At 31.6% G+C, this 17,638-nt stretch carries 12 protein-coding genes; 9 read left to right on the top strand and 3 right to left on the bottom strand.

What is annotated here, in order from left to right; all coding sequences use genetic code 11:
• Positions 1-25 precede the first annotated feature (25 nt).
• Genes HW119_RS00885 through HW119_RS00865 form a run of 5 tightly spaced genes read left to right on the top strand, consistent with a single transcriptional unit; the run spans position 26 to position 10,611 of the window.
• Positions 26-3,649 (top strand): Eco57I restriction-modification methylase domain-containing protein, encoded by a 3,624-nt coding sequence (locus HW119_RS00885; protein ID WP_177760873.1) that lies wholly within the window; start codon positions 26-28, stop codon positions 3,647-3,649.
• 2 nt (positions 3,650-3,651) lie between these two features.
• Positions 3,652-5,883 carry a PglZ domain-containing protein gene (locus HW119_RS00880; protein WP_177760872.1) on the top strand — a complete coding sequence of 744 codons (2,232 nt, stop codon included), beginning with the start codon at positions 3,652-3,654 and terminating at the stop codon, positions 5,881-5,883.
• A gap of 17 nt (positions 5,884-5,900) precedes the next feature.
• Positions 5,901-7,949 carry a protease Lon-related BREX system protein BrxL gene (gene brxL / locus HW119_RS00875; RefSeq protein ID WP_177760871.1) on the top strand — a complete coding sequence of 683 codons (2,049 nt, stop codon included), beginning with the start codon at positions 5,901-5,903 and terminating at the stop codon, positions 7,947-7,949.
• 57 nt (positions 7,950-8,006) lie between these two features.
• Positions 8,007-8,309 (top strand): hypothetical protein, encoded by a 303-nt coding sequence (locus HW119_RS00870; protein ID WP_177760870.1) that lies wholly within the window; start codon positions 8,007-8,009, stop codon positions 8,307-8,309.
• A complete protein-coding gene (locus HW119_RS00865) occupies positions 8,242-10,611 on the top strand; it encodes a tetratricopeptide repeat protein (protein ID WP_218620384.1) in 2,370 nt (789 codons plus the stop codon). Before HW119_RS00870 ends, HW119_RS00865 begins: the two co-directional genes overlap by 68 nt.
• A 320-nt stretch (positions 10,612-10,931) precedes the next feature.
• Here the strand turns inward: HW119_RS00865 and istB are convergent, their stop codons facing one another.
• A complete protein-coding gene (istB, locus tag HW119_RS00860) occupies positions 10,932-11,669 on the bottom strand; it encodes an IS21-like element helper ATPase IstB (RefSeq protein WP_177760868.1) in 738 nt (245 codons plus the stop codon).
• 18 nt (positions 11,670-11,687) lie between these two features.
• A complete protein-coding gene (gene istA / locus HW119_RS00855) occupies positions 11,688-13,235 on the bottom strand; it encodes an IS21 family transposase (RefSeq protein ID WP_177760867.1) in 1,548 nt (515 codons plus the stop codon).
• A 281-nt stretch (positions 13,236-13,516) separates the two neighbouring features.
• On the opposite strand from istA, the gene HW119_RS00850 reads away from it, so the two are divergent.
• Positions 13,517-13,903 (top strand): 5-methylcytosine restriction system specificity protein McrC, encoded by a 387-nt coding sequence (locus tag HW119_RS00850; protein ID WP_177760866.1) that lies wholly within the window; start codon positions 13,517-13,519, stop codon positions 13,901-13,903.
• Positions 13,904-14,100: 197 nt separating this feature from the next.
• Here HW119_RS00850 and HW119_RS00845 read toward each other — a convergent pair whose 3' ends face one another.
• On the bottom strand, positions 14,101-14,514 hold the full coding sequence (locus tag HW119_RS00845) for a helix-turn-helix domain-containing protein (protein WP_177760865.1): 414 nt from the start codon (positions 14,512-14,514) through the stop codon (positions 14,101-14,103).
• A gap of 986 nt (positions 14,515-15,500) precedes the next feature.
• Here HW119_RS00845 and HW119_RS00840 point away from each other — a divergent pair.
• Genes HW119_RS00840 through HW119_RS00830 form a run of 3 tightly spaced genes read left to right on the top strand, consistent with a single transcriptional unit; the run spans position 15,501 to position 17,589 of the window.
• On the top strand, positions 15,501-15,806 hold the full coding sequence (locus HW119_RS00840) for a helix-turn-helix domain-containing protein (RefSeq protein ID WP_177760864.1): 306 nt from the start codon (positions 15,501-15,503) through the stop codon (positions 15,804-15,806).
• The gene (locus HW119_RS00835) at positions 15,803-17,032 is read left to right on the top strand and encodes a type II toxin-antitoxin system HipA family toxin (protein ID WP_177760863.1); all 1,230 of its coding nucleotides are present in this window, start codon (positions 15,803-15,805) and stop codon (positions 17,030-17,032) included. Before HW119_RS00840 ends, HW119_RS00835 begins: the two co-directional genes overlap by 4 nt.
• Before the next feature lie 38 nt (positions 17,033-17,070).
• Positions 17,071-17,589 carry a hypothetical protein gene (locus tag HW119_RS00830; RefSeq protein WP_177760862.1) on the top strand — a complete coding sequence of 173 codons (519 nt, stop codon included), beginning with the start codon at positions 17,071-17,073 and terminating at the stop codon, positions 17,587-17,589.
• Positions 17,590-17,638: the final 49 nt, after the last annotated feature.

The raw sequence follows: 17,638 nt of genomic DNA, 5'->3' as shown, positions 1-17,638 counted from the left end.
TAATACCACCAAAACACTTGAATTAATGAAACTATCGGATCATACCAATCATATACGCCAAACAGTTCAATCTGCTGTAGAAAACAGATTGGGCCGCTTAGGCATTGCTATAAATACTGTTGAAGTAAATCTATCGGCAGAACAACAAAAAGAAAAGGAACGTTTACTTGAAGTGTTCCAATCGTTGAAAGAAGAAACGGGAACCAATGAAAAAGCATACGAAAAGTTGGTAGACGAATTAACGTTCACCTTATTCAATCGTATTGCAGCTATAAAAGTGTCAGAAGCACATACTTTAATTCCTGAAACCATCACCCAACGTCCAGAAAATGGAAATCGTTCGTTTGCACATTCTGCTTTTTTGGAGCAATTCCCAGAGAAACGAAACGAGGACCAAGAAGGATTGGTAGATTTTATCCAATACGAATTCCAAAATTTGTCAGAGAATTTACCTTTGTACAGTCTTTCGCATTACTACCATTTGTTGCCGACAGCCATCGAACTAAAAGAAATCATCGATGCCTTTAATGCGGTAGAAGCAGACGAAAAAGACATCGATCCTGATATTTGGAAATCAGATGATGTCTTAGGTTGGTTGTACGAAAGCTACAACAACTACAAGAAAGTAGCTCACAAAGATTCAAAAGCGAAAACAGAATACGACAAGGTTTCCATTCAGTCACAGGTATATACCCCAAAATGGGTGGTGAAATTCTTAGTCGATAACAGTTTAGGGAAACAGTATTTGGAGATGTATCCGCATTCGGACATCAAAAACAAATATGCGATTGCCAATGCGCCTACTGAACGTGTGCGTGAACCAAAGTCCTTACACGAAATCAAATTAATTGATCCTGCAATGGGATCGGGAAATTTCTTATTGTATGCCTTCGATGTGTTTTACGATTTGTACCAAGATCAGATTGATAATTATGGAGCTGATTACGAAGAACGCGACATCCCGAAATTAATCTTAGAACACAACTTACACGGGGTCGATTTAGACAACCGTGCAGCGCAAATTGCACAATTAGGCTTGTACATTAAAGCAAGACGTAAAAAACGTAACATCAAAATTGACCATTTCAATTTAGTGAGTTCAGATTTTGTATTGCCCGTATACGAAGAGGTCAAACATATTTTCTTCCCTTCAGACGAGAAGAAAACGAGCGCTGAACAAGCCGTAGAAAGAGTAATCATCAGCATTTGGGACGATTTGCAACAAGCACACAAGTTTGGGGCCTTAATCCGTATTGAAGAAATCGTAGAGCAACATTTATCTACTTTCGAGCGATCAGAAGTCACTTTATTTACTTCTGCCGAAAATGAAACCTACCTTTCTTTCCGTCAATCTTTTATCAACGATTTATACAAAGCGGTAACCAATTATGCATCTACAGGGGCGCACAATTTTATGCAGGTGCAAGCATCCAGTGCGGTAACCTATTTAGATGTTTTAACCAACAAATATGATGTAGCGGTAGCAAACCCACCGTACACAGATTCGGCAGATTTTGGACCTGAATTAAAAGAATTTGTAGAAAAGTACTACAAGAAACCCTATAAGTTTCATACCAATTTATACGCAACGTTTATTAAACGTTGTTATGAGCTAACCACAGAAGATGGTAATGTGGCAATGGTACACCCTCCAACATTTATGTACATCAAAACATTTGAAGATGTACGTCAATATATTTTAGATAAAACTTCTATTGATTTCTTTGTTGAGTTAGGCTTGGGAGGTATATTTCATAATGCAGATGTCCAGGTAGACGCTTGTATGTACATTTTATCAAAATTGAAATCTAATTATCATTCAATATTTATTGATTTAAAAGAATATAAAAATCACTCTAATAAAAATGATATTTTTTACGATTTATATGAAAAACTATTGATAGGAAAAATAGATAAAAAGCATGTTTTTCTAGTAGATCAAAAGGATTTTAATAGAATAGAATCATCTCCTTTTATATATTGGATATCTAATGATCTTAGGAATATTTTTGTAGAAAATAATTTACAAAAAAATGTAAATTCTATTGCTGTTGGAGTACAGTTGCCAACAACTCAAAAAATATATTTTCATTGGGAATTAGCTGATTTATCTAGTTATAAAAATTATTTAAAAGGTGGAGATTATAATAAGTGGTATGGCAATAAATGGTTAGTAGTTCCAAATAATATTAATTTAAATAAAAGTGAATTTTCTAGGCAATCTCTATATGGAGTTTCTTCTGGGAGACAATCTTCAAAAGGTGCTTCATTTAGAATCAAATATAAAGAAGAATTTGTTGATAATGGTTCAATGAATGGCTTTGTTAATAATGAAGATGACATGTTATTACTGTTGGGCTTTTTAAATTGTAATATTAATTTATATATACTTGATTGTTTAAATCCTACGGTAAATAAACAGGCAGGAGATTTAAAAAGAATGCCATTTATAAACTTAAATAATTATGATAAAGAAAATATCATCAATTTATCTAGAAAAAATATTGAATTAAAACAGAAATTATGTCAATTCTCTTTAATTGAAAGAATTTACACTACTAATCCTATAAATAATGATAATATATTTATAAAAGAAAGTATTAAAATATTTTTAATTAATCAATTTTATGACTCTATTTTGATTCTAATAAATGAAAGTATAATAAATGAAATTTGTTTAAATTATTATAATTTGAATGAAGTCGATAGTTATAAATATTTATTATCGAAAGGAGAAATAATTAATTCTTTACAAATTTCAACAAATGCTATGAAGGAATTTGTAAATTATTTTCCAAAGTTAGATGTTCATGTTATTGATAAGCTTAAACAACTTGATACCACAGACAGTATATCGATAACTGAACATTTAATTCAAAGAATTAGTAATGTGGTAGATTTTGATAAAGAGCTGGAAGATATTTGTATTAAATTCAATATTCATCCAATTAACTTATGGTATTGGTTTAAAGAAGCCAATGTGTTACCTATGAATAAAGTTAAAGAAATTGCTTTAGAGTTTGTAACCGATCATATCCGCACTTTATTGGCACAAGACGATGATGGGATCATTCCATTGTACCAACAAGCGTTAGAAACACGTTTGTTAGATCGTTTAGTAGCACACTTACACGAGCAAGGCTTTACAGCTGCACAAATTGCTGAGTTGGATAATTTTTTCGGAGATAATTTAGAAAATTACATACATAGTGGTAATTATTATAATGATTTATGTAATAGATTGAAATTATTCAAAAGAATGCCATCTTGTCCATTCATTTGGCATCTGTCTTCAGGCAAGTACAAAGCGTTTGAGGTGTATACTTCTATTTACCAATGGAACCGCGACAGTATTTTCAAACTAAAATCGGTTTATGTAGCCAAACGCAGAGAGCAACTCGGATTGCGCAAATCGGATTTACGAGATGCTGAATCAGCAGCTGCACAAGCAGAAAAAGAATTAATCTTTGATCAAGAAAGCGAACTTGATGCTTTCGAAGCCAAATTAGACGAATTGATTGCAGAAAATTACAATCCTATTTTAGAAAATGGTGTAGCTATAAATATTGCACCTCTTCAGAAAAAAGGAATGTTAAAAATTGACGTTCTAAATGAAACTCAATTGACAAAATTTCTTAAAGCTAACTAATAATGGTAGATCAATGGATACAACAAGAGCTTCAACATCAGTTGAGCCGCAGACAGTTGGTCGTGGTACTAGATCCAGAAGGCCAATTAACACAATTAGTTCCTGCTTGGCAACAAGCAGGCTATCAGTTGCACCAATTAAATCATAGCTTGCCAGAAGAATGGCAACGGGTAAAAGAAGAATTGTTTTTGCGTGTTGACATCGAGAAAGCCCAAAAAGTAGAGACCATCATCTACTCCCAAAGACCGAAGAAGCAATTGAGCTTTTTGTATGATTATACCGAAACACACGGTGTTTTAGATTTTTCTAACACCGAGGAATGGTTACGTCAAAAACTCTTTAAAGAAACCGGTTTACAAATTCAATTAACCAAAGAAGAACTGCTAACTGCTGCTAAAGCCAGCGTAGGCAAAGACATCAAATGGTGGAAAGCCGTCATTCAAGGCTTAGCTGATGTCGTTAATTTGGAACAAGAAATATTGCCGTTTATAGCCAACCCAGACGCTTGGGAACAGCAACAAGCAGATGAAGTTATTCAGTACGTTCGTCAGAAATTATTTGCTTTTGTTGCTCAACCCGTTTCAGATAAACCATTGAAGGTACTCGTACAAGAAGTGGTCGAGCAAATGTTGCACAACATCGTGCAGAACAAAGCTACTGAAGATAAAGTTTGGTACACCAACTGGTTAGACAGTAACCAATACATAGCTGTATTGAAACAATACGTAAAGCATTTTACGATACCACAGGGCTTCAACCATTGGGAAGTAGAAAGCAACCATTGTTTTGAGGAAATAGACCGCAAACAATTAGTGGATGTGGTGTCGAATTTGCATAATGTGGCATTTAAAACAAAATACCACAGTACCATTAAGAAAAGAATCGGAAACCATCGTAATCCGTTGGTACCAATGTGGTGGAAAGATATTAGTGTCGTTTTAAGTTTTGATCCTTCAAAAATATCTAAGCTATTCAGTTTAAAAGAGGTTGTAGCATATTACACCACCGAATATCAAGCATTGGATCGTGCGATTCGTAACTTGTATCAGGAGTTTTTAAACGAAGAAAGTATTTTAAAACCGATACAAGAATACTATCAAAGCATCAACCAAGAATTGATTGATAAATGGTTCACCTACAAAGACGATTACCAAAGCAATCAACAAGGATATTTGGTTGATTTGATTAAAAATTCAACCAAGAAATTGGCGGTTATTGTAGGCGATGGTGTTCGTTGGGAAATTGCAGAAGCGGTGGCCAATGCCATTGATAAAACCTATGAAGTACATAAGCAAGTGATGTTAGCCGATTTACCATCAGAAACCGAGCATAATATGTCAGCTTTATATGTGGGAGATCAGCAGGTCTTAGCCAAACAAAGCGATCGTGAAAAGGAGTTGCTTAAACGTACAGGGAAAGATATCGCATTCAAGAAATTAGTCGATACCAATGCAACAACACAAGATCCTATTCTAGTTTTAACCTACAAGGATATTGACAGCGCAGGTGAAAAATTACAGTTGGATGCTATTAAATTATTCGCTGAGTTCGAAAAGGTATTAATCAAAAAAATTGAGGAACTTTTACGTGCGGGATACGAGGAAGTACATTTAGTAACCGATCATGGATTTGTATTAACAGGTTTATTATCAGACGCCGATAAGTTAGAAGTATCTATCGACGGAAATCACAGTAAAAGTGAACGTTACATTCGCTCGGTAGAAAAACAACATACGGATATTTTATGGAGCATTCCTAAAAAGTATGAGCAATACCAGTACATCAATGTAGCACAATCCGATCGTCCGTTCCGTACACCAGGAGTGTATGGGTTTGCGCATGGAGGATTTGCACCACAAGAGGTCATCATTCCAAATTTTATGTTCAAACGTAAAGGGAATGCACAACCTGCATTACAGGTATTTATTTCAAATAAAAACCAATTAACAGAGGTATCAGGTGAATATTTTAAAATTAAATTAGAAACTCAAGTAAGTGAAGATTCGCTTTTTGATAGCCAACGTACCCTAAATATTACCTTATACCATAATAACATTCCATTACAAACAGTAGAAGTCATCACTATTCAGAAAAATCAACAATGGGATAAAGAATTTGGATTCGAAGGTCATCAACAGATTGTGGTATTGGTAGAGGATGCCACTACAAAAGAAAAAATAGACCAAGTTGTTGTGAACAAATCGACTGCCCGAGATATGGGAGGATTATTTTAATTTCTAAAGCTAAAATAATGATTCAATTAGATAATTTAGATACACAGGCCATCGATAACTTTAGAGGTTTCGTGGTAAAAAAAGATTTAGTAGGTATTGTAAAAGGAGGTGCAAATGTACCTGCCTTTGTTTTAGAATACTTATTAGCCAATAGTTGCAGTACAGATGATGAAGAGAAAATAAAAGAAGGTTTAGAAAATGTTCGTACTATCTTGCGCGATCACTATGTAAATCCTGAAGAGAGTTCTTTAATTCAATCAAAGATTAGAGAGAAAGGACGATACAAAATTATCGATAAAATTTCCGTAGAATTAGATGCAACGAGAGATACCTATTGGGCTACATTAGTCAATTCAAACATTAAAAATGCTAACATTAGTAGTGATTTGGTAAAACAGCACGAAAAGATTTTATTAGGGGGTATTTGGGCGATTATAGACGTAGAATATGATCCTTTAATTACAATTGGTTCAAAAGTTTTTCCTTTCGTAGTAAGTAAAATTACCCCCATACAATTATCGTCTTTTGACAATTCATCGATCGTAGATAAACGTAAGAATTTCGAAACTGCAGACTGGAAAAAATTATTATTACGCAGTGCGGGATACGAGCCAGAAAGCGAAGGAATGGACGAGCGTATGCAAGATTTATTATTGTGTCGTTTAATTCCATTGGTTGAAAAGAATTTCAATATTGTAGAATTAGGACCTCGTTCATCAGGTAAATCATACATCTACAAAGAAATCACACCATATGCGATTTTAGTTTCAGGCGGTCAAGGTACTGTTGCTCAATTATTCGTTAACAATGCTTCAGGACGTGTAGGTGCTGTAGGACTTTGGGATGCGATTTGTTTTGACGAAAGTACCGATAAGCTTTTTAAAGATAGAGATGCTATTCCATTAATGAAAGATTACATGGAATCAGGATCATTCTCTCGTGCAAAGAATGGTGAAATTTCAGGTTCTGCTTCGATTATCTTAAACGGAAACATCAATCAACCTGTAGAAACGGTTTTGCAAACTTCTCATTTATTCAGTCCCTTATCAGATGAGGTCAATGAAGATACAGCCTTCTTAGATCGTATTAACTTATTTTTACCAGGGTGGGAAATTGTCAAATTTAGTCCATCAAATTTTACGAAGCATTATGGCTTTAGTACAGACTTCTTTTCAGAATTACTAAAATCACAGCGTAAAATAACATTCACAGATGCCTTAGATCAATATTTTGCATTAGGGAATCATTTAAAACAGCGTGACGCCAAATCGGTTCGTCGTATTGTTTCAGGGTTTGTAAAACTTTTACACCCACACGGAGAATACACCAAAGAAGATATCCGTAAATACTTAACCATTGCGATGGAAATGCGTCGTCGTGTAAAAGAACAATTAAAACGTATTGGGGGGATGGAATTCTGGGATACCAATTTCTCATACATTGACAAAGAAACACAAGAAGAAGTTTTTGTCGGTTTACCAGAGGAAAAAGGATCGTCTTTAATTGAAGCAAATCCATTAGCTCCAGGTACATGTTATACTGCTACCAACGATGGCGAAACCAATGCTGTAGTTAAAATAGAAGTAGTTGCAATTGCTGGGAATGGTAAATTAAATATAACAGGTACATCGAACCAAGCCGTAAAAGAGAATATTAAGAATACGTACAATTACCTAAAAGCGAACGAAAAATCAATTTTGAATGAGCGTCATTCTTTAAGTAATTTTGACATTAACTTACAAGTTTCTACAATTTTGGGTTCTAATGTAACGGATGGTATTGGTGCTGCCGTTTATGTGGCCATTATTTCAGCATTATATAAGAAAAACTTAAAAGGGGGATTAGCTGTTTTAGGTAATATTTCAATTGGTGGAGCAATTGAAAGAGCCAATAATTTTGCTGATCGTGTGTCAAGTTTATCAGAGAACGGTGCTAAAATCGTTTTGGTGCCTATGACAAATATGTCCGAATTTGGAACATTACCACCAACTGTTTTTACGAAAACAGATGTACCATTCTATACCGATTCACAAACATTGTTACAGAAAGTGATATTGGATGTGTAATTAATAGTTTTAGTAATAAGCTCTACACTAATTGATATTTATAACCATACCAACCAAATGCTACAAATTCTAAATAATAAAACCGAAAATACGCACGAGAATGAACAGTTCAGAAGAATTGTTAAAATCATTCAAAGTGTATTTGATAAATATAATTTCGAGGGAATTTTAATCGGAAATCCTTCCAACGATCTATTTTATAAGTTTCAGGCAGATGCATTACTATATTATACGAATGGCTTGATTATTTTTGATTTTAAAGATTATTCAGGAGAAATATATTTTCCAGAGGATGAAGATGATTTCCAATCTGCAGAATGGTATATCGAAAGATTTTCTGATTATATATTCACAAATTAATCTGTTACGTCCTAAAATTGATAGTAATTATAGTGTAATTCAAAAGGCAGAAGATTTAAGTAAAAAGGAAAATCATTCTGAAGCAATTCAAATTTTTCAAAACTTAATAATACAGAATAAATTAGAAGAAGTACATCACGAAGCTTATGGCTGGATTATTTATAGGTATTTAAAGTCAGATATAAATCAATTAAATTCAGTACAAGTCAGAACTTTTTTAAGAGATTATATGAATCTTAAGAATGAAAGACCTTCGATGTTACATTCTATGATTTTAAATTTTGCTCTTAATTTTTCTAAATCGAATACTGATTTTAAATTCTTTAATTTTTTCAAATTATGGGATCCTTCAAATTTAAGACCTGAAGATTTAAAAGATGGCGATAAAGATGGTAACAAAATTCCGTCACTTATTTCTCGTATATGTAGAGAGTTTATAAATTCCAAAGCTGAAATTGATTTGAATTTTTTATTTGATTCAATTAAGTTGGACAATAACAAAATTCTTGATTTTTTCAGAGAACCATATTTTTGGAAGTTGATGAATTTGAATAAAGAAAATAGGTTTAACCAATTATGGTCTTTATTTAATGAATATATCACAAAATATGCGTCTTATGATTCTTCTAAATGGCACTCTGAAATTTTAAATCTAGCAGAAAGATTTATGAAAGAAAATGAGGAGTGGCGCTTTTTTGAGTTTTTTAAACAATGGAATCCAGAAAAATTACGTGATGAGGATTGGAAAGAAACGAAAAAAGAAGAGTTTACTTATAAACCATTAGCGATTAAAGCACTAAAAAAATCTTTTGAATGCATTAAAAAACAAAATAATGAGCAAAATCTTAATTGGATAATTCCTGCATATCATAAAGCAATTAAGCTTTTTCCAGATGATGAATGGATTTTAAGAGAAAAAGCATTAATTCATATAAAAAGTAAGCAGTTTGAAGAAGCAATTTCTATTTATAAAAAACTGGTTCTTGAATTGGCTAATAGCTATTATATCTGGAGCGAATTAGCAAAATGTGTTGAAAACGATAATAAATTAAAAATTGGATTATTAGCAAAAGCTGCATCATTAGAGAAAAATGAAGATTTTTTAGGAGAAATTCGCTTACAGTTAGCTAAACTTTTCGTCTATGAAAATCTTCCAGAAAATGCAATTGTAGAATTAAATACTTATAAAACTTCTAGAGAGAAAAATGGTAAAAGTGTTAAGGAAGAGTATTTCAGTTTAATAAATAGCATTGCTGTTATTGAAACTAATCTGACAAACAATTTTAAAATTTATGCAAGCTATATCCCAATAGCAGAAGATTTTACGTATGCTGATTTTGAATGGTATGAAGTTGTTTTAGTTGATCAATGGAAAAATGACAAAGGCAAAGATAAAATGCTTTTCATTAATGGAGATAAAATTGAATTTGTTTTAAGTAAAAGTCGTTTCAACATTTTAAAAAATGCAAATCTAGGTCAGGTTTTTAATTTCAAATTGCATCAACAAATAATAAAAAAAGAGGTAGAGAATACATATTCTTGGCAACCTAAAAAAATAATAGAAGAAGTTAAATATATTCCTTTGGTTATTAAATCATCAAGTAAACATTCCTACGAGATATTAGAAGATACTTTTGCCTATGTTGAATATATTAACAAGGAAAAACAAATTGTACACGCTATTACTTACGATAATGTAGAAATATTTTTTCCTCAATCAAATGACAATTTTCAAATCGGTGATTTTATCACAGCTAAGAGATTCAATAAAATTATAAAAGGAGAAAAACGATCAGAGTTAAGGGAAATTAAAAAAATAGAGAAGAGTTTAGCGATTAATCATTTTAATAAATCTATCGCTCTTGTTGATGGAGTAAACAATGAAAAGCAGTTGTTTCATTTTATTGTTGATAGAAATACAGAAGGTATTATAAAATTTGATGCGACACCCCTACGACCTAATGAAGGTGATTTTATTGAAATAATTTATTCGAAAAAGAAAGATAAGAGTAATAAATTTAGACTAAACGTATTAGATATAAAGAATTCTTCGGAAAAAAATCCGAATTTAAAAAGAGAGGTCTCAGGCCTATTATCCGTAAAATATAAAAATGAATATGATTATTATGATTCTGATGATGAGAATGATATGATTGAATTTCCTGATTTTGGATTTATTGGAGATTATTATGTGCCAAAATATTTATTGGAAAAACACAAAATTTATAATGATTGTAATATCAGTGCTACTGCTATTTTTAAAGGAGATAAATGGAAAGTAATTTCAATAGAAAAATTATAAATTTATTTCAATAGAAAAATTATAAATTTATTTCAATAGAAAAATTATAAATTTATTTAGTAATTACATAAGGTTATCAAACCCAAAATACTTCATCAAGCATTAATTGATAGTCAGTAAAACATACACGCCTATTTGCAATGTTTAAAAGTGTATAGGGTGCAAATTCCAGTGATATTGACCACCCAATTCCAATTTAAAGTGAGCAGTTAATTCCAATTCAAAATGACCATGTAATTCCAATGTAAATTGATCACCTAAAATTTTACTAAAAAACTACTTTTTTCTGTTGTTAAGATTTATTCAAATATAGTCAAAAATTATTCGTTGTTTTTGCTTCTTTTTTTACGCATTGATTCACCTTGTAATTCAATTCTATGTGCGTTATGAATAAGTCGATCTAAAATGGCATCTGCTATTGTTTTTTCACCAATGATATCGTACCATCCTTGCACAGGGATTTGTGATGTAACGATTATAGAACCGTTATTATGTCTGTCTTCGATTATTTCTAATAGCGTAATTCTGTTTTGACTATCTAATGCTTGAAGTCCAAAATCATCTAATATAATTACATCTTGTCGTTCTAATTTAGCTAATTCTTTTAAATAAGATCCATCTGCTTTTGCCATTTTTAGTTTAGCAAATAACTTTGAAGTATTAAAGTAACTTACTTTATAGCCTTCAATACAAGCTTGATAACCTAAGGCTGTTCCTAAATAACTTTTACCCACACCTGTACTTCCTGTTATTAATACATTTTGATTTTTGTTTACAAATTCACAATCAGCTAAACGTAAAATTTGAGTTCTGTCAAGACTTCTAGAAGAATCAAAATTTAAACTTTCAATATTAGCTTTGTAATGAAATTTTGCGTTTTTAATACTTCTTTCGATACGTCTATTGTGGCGGTCATCCCATTCGGCATCAACAAGTATGGATACCATCTGATCAATAGTATAACGATCTACATTACCGTTTTCAATAGTTGATTTAAAGGCATTACACATACCTTTTAAATTCATTTGGTTCAGTTTGATAACTGTTGCTTCATTCATATTTATATTGATTTTATGTTATTTATAATAGTTTTTCCCTCGGATATTATTGTGTTTGGGTAGTTCTAGATCAAATTCTGATTCAGAGTCAATGCTGTCTAAATTATTTTCTAAAATGTTATGTATGGCTTTATAATTGTAAATTTTATAGTCTAAAGCACGTTTACAAGCATTAATTAATCTGTATTTACCTACCTTTTTTTCGAAAGATAAAATGCCCATACACGATTTATAAGCTTGTTCGGGATGATTTTTACTGTCAATAATCTTAATAATCAATTCAGCAATAATAGAATCTATACTGCTTGCCCAATCTATAAATTTGGAAGCACTCCAATCTGCCACAAATTGATGAGAACTAGCCATATGTTCTGCATGAGTTGTATAAACATAAGGTTTGTAATGTCTTGGGTGCGTTGCAATACGATTATATTTATAATAAATTTCAACGGTTGTTTTGCTATAAAGTAATTTGACTTTTTTTCGTAAATATTGATAAGGAACACTGTAATAGTTTTTATCTGCACTTAAAAGTACATGTCCGTTTTGCATCACTGTAGCAAAAGACTGATGTTTAATTTCAAAACGATTTTGTGGCAAAGGAGCTAATTCTTTTTGTTCATCTTCGATAAACAACTCTAATCTAGAGTAAGGACGTGAGGTAAGCTTCTTTTTGTTATGAATATCGAGTAATCTCCAAATTTCATCATTAAGCTCTTCTAAACTAAAGAAATCTTGATTCTTTAAGTGTACATAAATTCTTTGATAAAGTATTTTTACGGCTCCCTCAACTAATGATTTATCCTTTGGTTTATATGCTCTAGCTGGCAAAACAGTAGTTTGATAATGCTCAGCAAAATCAACCAACGTTTCATTTATTGTAGGCTCAAAACGATTACTTTTTATAACAGCTGCCTTTAAGTTATCGGGAACAATTGCTGCGGGTGTGCCACCAAAAAAATGAATAGCATTTTCTAAAGAAGTTACAAAATCTTCTTTTTGTTGGCTAAAAGTGGCTTCAGCATAGGTATATTGACTAGCGCCTAATATCGCTACAAAAAATTGGATTTCTTTTAGCTCACCAGTATCTTTATCAATGATTGAAAGTGTTTTTCCTGCATAATCAACATACATTTTATCACCTGATTTGTGATTCATATGCATAACAGGGTTCACCCGATTACTCCATTTATTAAAATGATGTCTAAATTGAGAACTTTTTAATCCATCAGGATTTTCTGAATAATAATTCTCCCATAAATGCTGAACAGTTACGCCAACCTTTTTAAGATCTCGTTCCATTTTTGGAAAATAACTATACAGTTTTTCTAACCTAGGATTGGGTGTAATTAGTATATTTTGAGAAAATAGGATTTCTAATTCTGAATCTGTTTTGCGTTCAATGTCTTCTGCATTCATTGCTAAACTATCGAACAAACTAATATATTTTTTTACCGTATTTCTGGAAAGCGACAGATAATTGCTTATAAAGAGCTTGCTCTTACCACTTAAATGGAATTTAATTGCTTTTCTAATTTTACTCATGTCTGTTATTTTGTTTGCCATAAATCCGTTTTTTTTAAACGAATTTAGGTGCTAACAACATGAAAAAAAGAGTCTTTTTTTAGGTGGTCAATTTGAACTGGAATTGGGTGGTCAGTTTCATCCGAAACTAGTGGTCAATTTACACTGGAATTAGGTGGTCAATTTGACCGTTTTTTCCAATACGATGCATTAAGTGAATATTCAAAAGAAGTTATTTGTTGGTTAAGTATTAAAATTCTTGGAAAATTTAATGTAAAAACTAATAAAAACGGATATAACTGCAATAAAACAGATTGTAAAATTTGTTTACATCACAAGTAACAAAAAGTTTTTGGAAGCCAACTTCGGGATATTCATCAAAAATGCGACCAGATATCATTCTAAAATGTAAAGAATCTCAAGAAAGTTTCGTTTTGGATACAAAATGGAAAAATCTAAATGGTTATAATCCATCACCTGAAGATTTACGCCAAATGTATGTATATCATAGATTTTACCAAGCAAAAAAAGTTGCTCTTGTTTATCCTTCGGATCAACATTCAATTAAAAAAGGAAATTACTTTAGTTCAAAAAATTATTTAGAAATGTCAGAAAAAGAATGTAGTATAATGCAAATTGCTACAGCAACGGATATTAAAACTTGGCAAGAAGATATTGTAAACCAAATTAATTTTTTAATTGAGTATTAGAGCTTTTTATCGGCAACAAACCTTATTTTTAAATCAGAAGATTTTTTTTAATTAAGTTCAAAAATTTTAGTGTATAGCCATTTAAAGGTTAGGTACTCCATAGCTAAAGCATAAAAGTGAAATAAAAAAATCGACTATTCATTTAATAAACAGTCGATTTTTATTTTTTTATAAATGAGCTCCGTATAATAACAAAGCTATTTTTTTATTAATTGCTCTAGGTAAGCTAATTTTTCCTTTTCAGCAGCTAACAAACGTTCGTATAATTTCTTGTTCTCATCATACGCCTCAACCAACTTGTCTAACGGGTTGAAGGTTGCGTACATTCCTTGGTTAAAACTATTTCCTTGTGATGAGCTATTATCGTAGAAATTATTTACGTAATTAATCATTCGTTCGTCTGAATATTCTTTTATCGCTTGGCTAGGTACTTCTAAGGCTTTAGCAACTTCATTTAGTTTTACATCATCCAAATCAGCTGTGTTTTCTATTACAGACATTTTTTGTTGGCTAATACCTAACAGTTCAGCTAAAGTTTCTTGTTTCATTCCCTTCATTTCACGTATGCGACTGATGTTGCGTCCTAAATGCTTCTTTTGTATCGTTTCCATAAGCCTAAATTTTGTAAATTCAAATATAAGTTATTTTATTAAATCATTCAACTTTTTATTCCCATTCCCAAATTCCCTAAATCGTTGTAAAAAAAAATAAGAAAAGTTCATTGCAAGTGTTAATAGTATATTCAGTATAATCTAAAACCCGACATACAGTATAAATACGAGTGTCTAAAAGTCGAAAAAAGCGTAAAATTAAAAGCTGTTTGACCTTAGGGAGTTCTTTTAATTTAGCTTTTGAAACGATTTAGACCGTATTTAGACTGCGTCGAAAACCTTTTTTGTTTCTTTTTGGGGTTTTCAAAAAGATAAAGATGAATTGTTGTATTTGTTTGTGCAAGCTTTTAAAGAAGTGGGTCAAAATAAAGCAACCGAAGATTTTTTACAAAAAATAAAACCTTCAATTGAATGACCAAGTGATCCAGAAACAATTAAAATATACGCCGGTTTGCATTCAGAAGGCAATAATATATTTAATGAAAACCAATTAATTTGGCACGTTACAAAAACACCAAAATTGTAACACGTTATTTTCTCATGTTACAAAATGTCAAAAAATGTAACACGTTATTTTTTCATGTTACAAAAAGTCGAAAATTGTAACACGTTCTACTATTTCAATTACCAAAACCAAAAAACACAACTTGAAAAAGTTATTATGAAATACATCGAATCACAATTATAACAAGTTGAGAATTTCAAGAAAAAAAGATAAAGCTTTCGATTGAAGACTTTATCTATTCTTAATATACTTGTATTAATACTTCTGAAGGAAAGTTATTTTTTTGAGTTAGTGCATGGATCATTTCTAAAGAAAGCTTTATCAAAAAAATTAAACAAACTTATGTTGTTTATAAAAAAACTTTAGATAGTTAACTTCTTATAAATGCTCAATATAAAGTTATGTCTTAAACCAAATTTTTTGTATATTTGTACTACTATAATGATAGTTGTATTGTTATATCAACTTAAATACCATCATAATGTTATTTATTTCTTTATCCAAAGTACAGAGGAAAATCGTAGAAAACATCCGTGACCGACGATTACAAATGGAACTGACTCAAGAAGGCTTGTCGGAAAGATCTGGTGTTCCGTTGTCAACTTTAAGAAAATTTGAACAAAAGGGGGTAATTTCTTTGGATTCATTTTTAAAAATACTTTCAGTTGTTGGTGGTTTAGATGAAATGATTGAGGCTTTAAAGCCAAAGCAGCAACATTTTAAATCTATTGACGAAGTTCTAAAATCAGAAGAGAAAAATAGTAGAAAAAGAGGAAGTAGAAAATGAAAACAACGACTAAAGAAATTAAAGTAAGTTTAGATTTTGGTTCTGAAATCCAAAAAGTTGGACGTTTGGCTATTCATAATAGTTTGATCTATTTTGAATACGAGGAAGCATTTTTACAAACTAATTTAGAAATTTCCCCTATAAAACTTCCTTTACAACGTGGCGTAATTGAGCTTCCAAAAAATCCTTTTGAAGGTTTAGCTGGAGTTTTCAATGATAGTTTACCGGATGGTTGGGGAAGATTACTTTTTGACCGTTTACTTCGTTCTGAAGGTGTCTATCCTTCAGATATTTCTCCGCTGAATCGTTTAGCATATGTTGGATTAAATGGTTTAGGCGCCTTAGTTTATGAACCCGATCAAAGCCTAAATGACAATAATGAAAGGATTAATTTGGATGTTTTGGCTGCACAAACCGAAGAAGTTTTGCAAGGAGAATCAGAAGAAGTGATTGCTGAACTATTAGCTTTAAATGGATCTTCTGCTGGAGCACGACCAAAAGCATTGATTGGTGTTGATTCTGAAAGAAAAAACATAGTTCATGGAAAAGATCAATTATCAAATGGTTTGGAACATTGGATGGTGAAGTTTGCTAATTCGCAAGATGGATTGGATGCTGGTGCAATAGAATATGTGTACGGCTTAATGGCGTTAGATGCTGGAATTGAAATGCCAAACATTCATTTGTTCCCTTCACAAAAAGGGAATGGCTATTTTGCGGTAAAACGCTTTGATAGAGATGGCAACAAACGTTTCCATATGCATACAGTTAGCGGTTTGATTCATAATAATTTTAGATTTCCATCTCTTGACTATGAAGATTTACTATCATTGACAGCTGTGATAACAAAAGATATTCGAGAGGTAGAAAAAATGTTTCGTTTAGCCGTTTTTAATGTAATGGCTCACAATCGAGACGATCACTCAAAAAATTTCACGTTTTTGATGAATGAATTTGGTGAATGGAAATTGTCACCTGCTTATGATCTTACTTTTTCTAGTGGTCCAGGAGGAGAACAAAGTACCATGGTCATGGGAGAAGGGCGAAATATAAGTATCAAACACCTTATTAAATTAGGTTTGGAAGCAAAACTGTCAAAAGAATTCGTAGAAAATGTTATTGAACAAACTCGTTCTTCACTTGCTAAATGGATGAACTTATCTAAAGATTTTGGTATCAGTAAGTCTAACAGAGAACTAATTCAGAAGGTAATTTCAAAAGTATAAACCATAGTACTAATTTATAAACCAATACTACTTTACTTATGAATAACAGCACATCAAACATAAATCTTCGCGAACTTTCCGAAGAAGAAAAGCAGGGATATTTAACTTTAGTGTCAAATTGTGTTCATCCAACATTACAACCACAACTTTTAGAATTTTTTCATAGCCTAAAAGATTACTCTGATGACGACCGTTATTTTTCAACCTTTATTTATGTGTTGGATTATTTAGAAAAAGAGCAGTTGTTTTTTATCAAATTTTTTGATTGGAAACAGGACATAAACGATTTGGAATATTTTATTGATAATGCGGTTCAAAAACATTTTGAACTTTCCTTAAGCTTGCCCAATTCAGAAACTTATGGAGCAGGTGCTTCCATATCTTCAGCAGATGTTTTAAATGATTACGATGATTGTTTAAGAGCTTACGGCTTACAAATAGGATGTATTGATACAGAATCAGATGAATATGTACTATTTGTTCATAAAATTGAAGCAATTGATTGTATAGATGAAGCTGTCCAAATCATTGGTTTTGATTATTATGAAATAGATTAGTTTACTTCTTTAGTATCACGCTAATACGATTTAGTTTATCATAAAGTTA

This window comes from Flavobacterium sp. I3-2 (assembly GCF_013389595.1).
Classification (GTDB): Bacteria; Bacteroidota; Bacteroidia; order Flavobacteriales; family Flavobacteriaceae; genus Flavobacterium.
Note: the sequence above shows the minus strand (reverse complement) of the source record. Positions and strands in the feature narration are given on the sequence as shown.